The organism is Streptosporangiales bacterium, from assembly GCA_009379955.1.
Lineage (GTDB): Bacteria > Actinomycetota > Actinomycetes > Streptosporangiales > WHST01 > WHST01.
The window spans coordinates 1-5335 of the sequence record WHST01000205.1 but is presented as its reverse complement, the minus strand read 5'-3'; the positions used below and the strand labels follow the sequence as shown (position 1 = coordinate 5335).

General features: G+C 73.1%; 5 protein-coding genes. All 5 read left to right on the top strand.

Going from position 1 to position 5335, the window contains the following annotated elements; all coding sequences use genetic code 11:
• Positions 1-166 precede the first annotated feature (166 nt).
• The 5 genes from GEV10_31635 (at position 167) to GEV10_31615 (ending at position 4599) form a co-directional block, all read left to right on the top strand.
• Entirely contained in the window at positions 167-721 is a 555-nt protein-coding gene (locus tag GEV10_31635; protein MQA82954.1) for a hypothetical protein, read from the top strand.
• Between the two features lie 76 nt (positions 722-797).
• On the top strand, positions 798-1370 hold the full coding sequence (locus GEV10_31630) for a copper resistance protein CopC (GenBank protein MQA82953.1): 573 nt from the start codon (positions 798-800) through the stop codon (positions 1368-1370).
• A complete protein-coding gene (locus GEV10_31625; protein MQA82952.1) occupies positions 1367-1885 on the top strand; it encodes a copper chaperone PCu(A)C in 519 nt (172 codons plus the stop codon). The genes GEV10_31630 and GEV10_31625 overlap by 4 nt, the downstream gene beginning before the upstream one ends.
• Positions 1878-3062, top strand: coding sequence for a Dyp-type peroxidase (locus GEV10_31620; GenBank protein MQA82951.1), 1185 nt, complete (start codon positions 1878-1880; stop codon positions 3060-3062). The genes GEV10_31625 and GEV10_31620 overlap by 8 nt, the downstream gene beginning before the upstream one ends.
• A gap of 19 nt (positions 3063-3081) precedes the next feature.
• Entirely contained in the window at positions 3082-4599 is a 1518-nt protein-coding gene (locus tag GEV10_31615) for a PepSY domain-containing protein (GenBank protein ID MQA82950.1), read from the top strand.
• The last annotated feature ends 736 nt before the right edge of the window (positions 4600-5335 follow it).

Below are 5335 nucleotides of genomic sequence, written 5' to 3'. Positions count from 1 at the left end.
GGCCTGACTCTTTACGCCGTCCTCCGCGAACTCCAGGCCCTACTCGGCGTCTGGACCGGCGCTTGCCGTCTCTGCCTGCAACCCGTCCTGCCACGCCCACCCACCCCCGCAGACTCGACATAACAAAGTACTACTAGGGCCCGCCAGGGGCCGATACGATCCCCGGGTGGTCGATCGCGCCGGCCGGGTCAACGCCGCGCTGTGCTCAGGCACGGGGCGCGCCGTTCGCGCTGTCGCGGTCGCGGTGGTCGCGACGCTCGTGGCGGTCCTCTGCCACGTCGCCGGAGGCGGCACCGCGCCGAACGCCGCGACGGTCGGGCTCGTCCTGGCCGTCGCCGTTCCGCTGTGCTTCTGGCTGAGCGACCGGGCATGGACGACGCGTCAGCTCGCCGCGGTCTTCCTGCTCGCGCAGGGCTTCCTGCACGGCGTCGCCGTGTTCACCATCCCCGACCACGCGATGGCCGACACCTCGACCGCCGCCATGCTCGGCTGGCACCTCGTCGCCACCGCCGTGTCCGTCGCCGTCGTACGCCACGGCGAGACCTGCCTGTGGGCCACCGCCGACGCGCTCGGCCTGCGCGCGTACCGCATCGCGTTCGCGCCACGGCCGCTGCCCGCCGTCGGCGAGACCTGGCAGCCCGTCGCGATCGGCGACACGCCACCCGACCACCAGCACCATGTCCGCGCCCGTCCGCTGCGCGGACCCCCGCTCCCCGCGTAGGTCTCCGTCGTCCGTGCCGTCGTCGCCCCCGTGCGCCGACGGATCTTCTACGCACCTCCGTTAGGAGCGCTCTCCCATGTCGTTCACCCGTACCGGGTGGCGCGTGCTCGTCGTGTCGCTGCTCGCCGGCCTCGCCGTCCTGTGGCCGGTAGGCACGGCGTCCGCCCACGACTCGCTGCTCGCCACCTCCCCGAAGAAGGGGGCCGTCGTCACGACGGCTCCGTCCACGATCACGCTCACCTTCAGCGACGACGTCGCGAAGATCGCTCCCACGGTGATCCTCCGCGGACCCGACGGCAAGGTGACCACCGACGAGCCGGACGTGCGTGCCAACAAGGTGCGCACCCGCGTCTCCGATGACCTGACCGACGGCCGCTACACGGTCGCGTGGCGGGTCGTCTCGTCCGACGGGCATCCCGTCGAGGGGACGTTCCGGTTCACGGTCGATGCCGGCGAGGAGTCCTCCCCGACGGCCACACCAACACCCACGACCAGCACGCCGACCGCGACCCGGGGCGAGCCGTCCACGACACCGGCGTCCCGTGGCAACGACTCGACCGGCTCCGCGATACCGATCGCCGTCGGGCTCGCACTCCTGGTGGTGCTCGTGGTCGTTGCGGTCGTGGCGTGGCGGAGGCGGCGGACATGAGCGCCCGCACCTGTGCGGTCGCCCTGGGCAGCGCCGCGGTGCTCGCGATCTCCGCCACGGGCTGCGCCGACGGTGCCGCCGCGCCGACGAGCACGCCTACCGCGAAGCAGGCGGCGACCGTGCGCGTCGTCGACCCGTGGGTGAAGGCCGCCGACAAGGGCATGACCGCGGTCTTCGGCACGCTGCGGAACCCGTCCGGCACCGACGTGCGGGTGACGTCCGCGACCACGTCGGCGTCGCCGGTCGTCGAGCTGCACGAGACGACGAGGAACGGCGACGGCGACGCGGTGATGCGGCCGAAGAAGGGCGGCTTCGTCGTCGAGGCCGGAGGACGGCACGTGCTGTCCCCCGGCGGCGACCACGTGATGCTGATGGACGTCGCGAAGCCGATCATGCCGGGCGACTCCGTCAGGGTCTCCCTCGTCTTCGCGGACGGCTCACGGAAGGCGTTCGAGGCGCCGGCACGGTCGTTCTCCGGCGCGAAGGAGAGCTACCGAAGCCACGACCATGGCTGAGCGCCGGGCACCGGCGGTCAGCAGGCGCGGTCTGCTCGCGTCCGGCGTCGCCGCGCTCGGCGGCGCCGGGCTCGCCGTGGGCGGCACACGGCTCGTGGATCGGGCCGCTCCCGACGCCTCGCCTCCAGGGCCGCGGCGGCATCCGTTCCACGGCCACCGGCAGGCCGGCGTCACCACGCCGCCGCAGGCGTTCGCCGCGTTCGTGGCGTTCGACCTGCGGCCGTCGGTGGACCGCGACGCGCTCCGCCGGCTGATGACGATCTGGACCGACGACGCGTCCCGCCTCACCCGCGGGCGTCCCGGCCTGACCGACACCGAGCCGGAGCTCGCGGCCGATCCCGCGAACCTCACGATCACCGTCGGGTACGGACCTGACGTCTTCACCGCCGCCGGGCTCCGGGACCGGAGACCGCGCTGGCTGCGTCCGCTCCCGGCGTTCCGCGTCGACCGGCTCGACGACTCCTGGTCGCACGGCGACCTGGTGATCCAGGTCTGCGCGGACGACGAGCTCGCCGTCGCCCACGCCGTGCGGCTGCTGGTGAAGGAGGCACGCGCCTTCGTCACGGTGCGCTGGCGCCAGTCCGGCTTCCGCGGGGGCGGCTCGGGCACGTCGATGCGCAACCTGATGGGACAGGTCGACGGCACGCACAACCCCGCGGCCGGCGACGACGCGCTCGTCTGGGCCGACGGCACCGACTGGCTCGCCGACGGGACGTCGATGGTCGTCCGCCGGATCGCGATGGACCTCGACACATGGGACGAGCTCGACCGGAGCGGCCGCGAGCAGGCCGTCGGACGGCGCCTGGCCGACGGGGCGCCGCTGACCGGCCGGCACGAGCACGACGAGCCCGACCTCGACGCGACCGACGACGTCGGCCTGCCGGTCATCGCGCCGTTCGCGCACATCCACAGGGCCAGGTCGGGCGACGACGCCCAGCGGTTCCTGCGCCGCCCGTACAACTACGACGACCCGCCCCCGCCCGGAGAGCTCAGCAACTCCGGCCTGGTGTTCGTCGCGTTCCAGGCCGATGTCGACCGGCAGTTCGTGCCGATCCAGCGCCGGCTCGCCGACCTCGACCTGCTCAACGAGTGGACGACGCCGATCGGCTCCGCGGTCTTCGCCGTGCCGCCCGGCTGCGCCGAGGGCTCGTACCTCGGCGCCGCGCTCCTCGACTAGTGACGACAGGAACCTCTCCATGCCCCGACACCTGCGCCAGCTGTTGCTGCGCCTCCACTTCTACGCCGGTGTGCTCGTCGGCCCGTTCGTCGTCGTCGCCGCGGTCACCGGCATGCTCTACGCCGCGTGCCCGCAACTGGAGCGCGCCGTCTACCGCGATCAGCTGACCACCGAGGTACGCGGCCCGTCGCTCTCCCTGGCCCAGCAGGCGGCCGCGGCGCGGGCCGACCAACCCGACCGCTCGCTGCTCGCGATCCGCCCCGCCCCGTCCCGCGGGGAGACCACACAGGTGCTGTTCGCCGCCGACGGACTCGGCCCGAGCGAACGCCTCGCGGTGTTCGTCGACCCCGTGTCCGGCGAGGTGAAGGGGCGGCTCGCCACGTACGGCTCGAGCGGCGCGCTGCCGATCAGCACCTGGATCGACGGGCTGCACCGCAACCTCCATCTCGGCGAGCCGGGACGCGTCTACAGCGAGCTCGCGGCGTCCTGGCTCTGGCTGATCGCGGTCGCGGGACTCGTCCTGTGGTGGACGCGGCGTCGCGGGCGGCAGGGACGGGCGCGCGGCTCGCGCAGGCGGACGATGGTGTGGCACGGCACGGTCGGGACGTGGGTGGTCCTCGGCCTGGTGATGCTGTCGGCCACCGGCCTCACCTGGTCGCGCTTCGCCGGCGCGAACGTGACGGACCTGCGCGCGCAGCTCAGCTGGACGACGCCGACCGTCGCGTCCGGCCCCGACACGCACCACGACGACCACGGCACCGCGCACCGCGCGGACCACCGGGCCGCGCTCGACTGGGACCGCGCCGCACGCTCCGCCGCGGGCGTCGGCCTCTCCGGCCCGATCGAGGTCACAGCACCCACCGGTGACGGCGGGCACGTCGTCGTCACCGAGCTGACCCGGCAGTGGCCCACGCGCGCGGACAGTGTCGCCGTCGACCCGGCATCCGGCACGGTCGCCGACGTCGTGCGCTTCGCGGACTACCCCGTCGCCGCGAAGCTCGCCCGCTGGGGCATCGACCTCCACATGGGCCGGCTCTTCGGCATCTGGAACCAGCTCGGCCTCATCCTGCTCGCCGCCGCGATCGTCACCCTCACCGGCCTCGGCTACCGCATGTGGTGGCAACGCCGCCCGACCCGCGGCCACCGCCCGCGCCTCGGCCGCCCGATCGCCCGCGGCGCCCTCCGCCGTTCTCCCGCCGCCGCGATCGCCGTGGTCGTCGTCCTCGCCGCCGGCGTGGGCGCGTTCCTACCCGTCCTCGGCGTCAGCCTGCTGGCCTTCCTCGCGGTCGACGCCGTCGTGGGTCTCGTCGGCGCCCGCCGGTCAGCGTCCGTCGAGCAGGTCGGGACGGTACGCCCGCACCCACGCACCGATCCGTCCGGACACCCAGTCCCGGTCGTCGTTGGTGAGGATCACCGCAACGAGCGGCAGCCCGGTCTCCGCATCGAGACTGCGAGCACCGAGGTTCTGCCTGACCTGCGACCGCACCAGGACGGGCGCGTCCTCGCTCACCTCGAGCGTGCCAGGCCCGACGAGTGAGTCGTCCCCCGTCCGCCACCGCCCGGACCCGGTCGCCACCTCACCGGCCACGTACGTCACGACGCTGCCGGGCCGCGGCCGAAGCCGCAGCGGCGCCATCAGGTCGGCCGCACCGATCGACCTGACGGCGCCCCACGACAACCGGACGCAGGTGAACCGATCCCTGGTGACCGCGCCCTCCGGCGACAACTCGAGGACCGCGCCGCCCCACGTCGCCGTGAACTGATGCTTCTTCCACAACACCAGTACCCCGCTGAGCCCACCCGCCACCACGATCCCCGGCAGCCATGCCAGGACGCTGTGCAGACCCGCGACGTAGACGATCAGCGCGACCGCCGACGCGACCACGACGAAGAACATCACGAGCAGCACGACCAGCCGCCGCATCAGCGAGCCGAAGTCCAGGACGGCAGGAAACGTCTCGGTCGACACGAACCCGGGCACGGGTGACGACATGCGGAACCGTAGTCGCAAGGTCAGTTGTCGCCGTAGTCATGGGGTCGTTGGGTGTAGGTCCGTCGGGTGGGTGAGGTCCAGGTGACGGATCCGTCGGGGTGGGCTTTCAGGGACCAGCCGGTGTTCTCGTCTTTCATCCGGTGAGTCGGCGGCGGGAGTTGCACCCGCCGCCGCTCGTAGAACCGTGCGTGACACTCTCGCGTCACACGGCTCCCGTCGTCGAGCCGCTGGGGAGTGCACCGTGTTGCCAGTGGGTGAATAGTCCCGGCTGGTTGGTGGC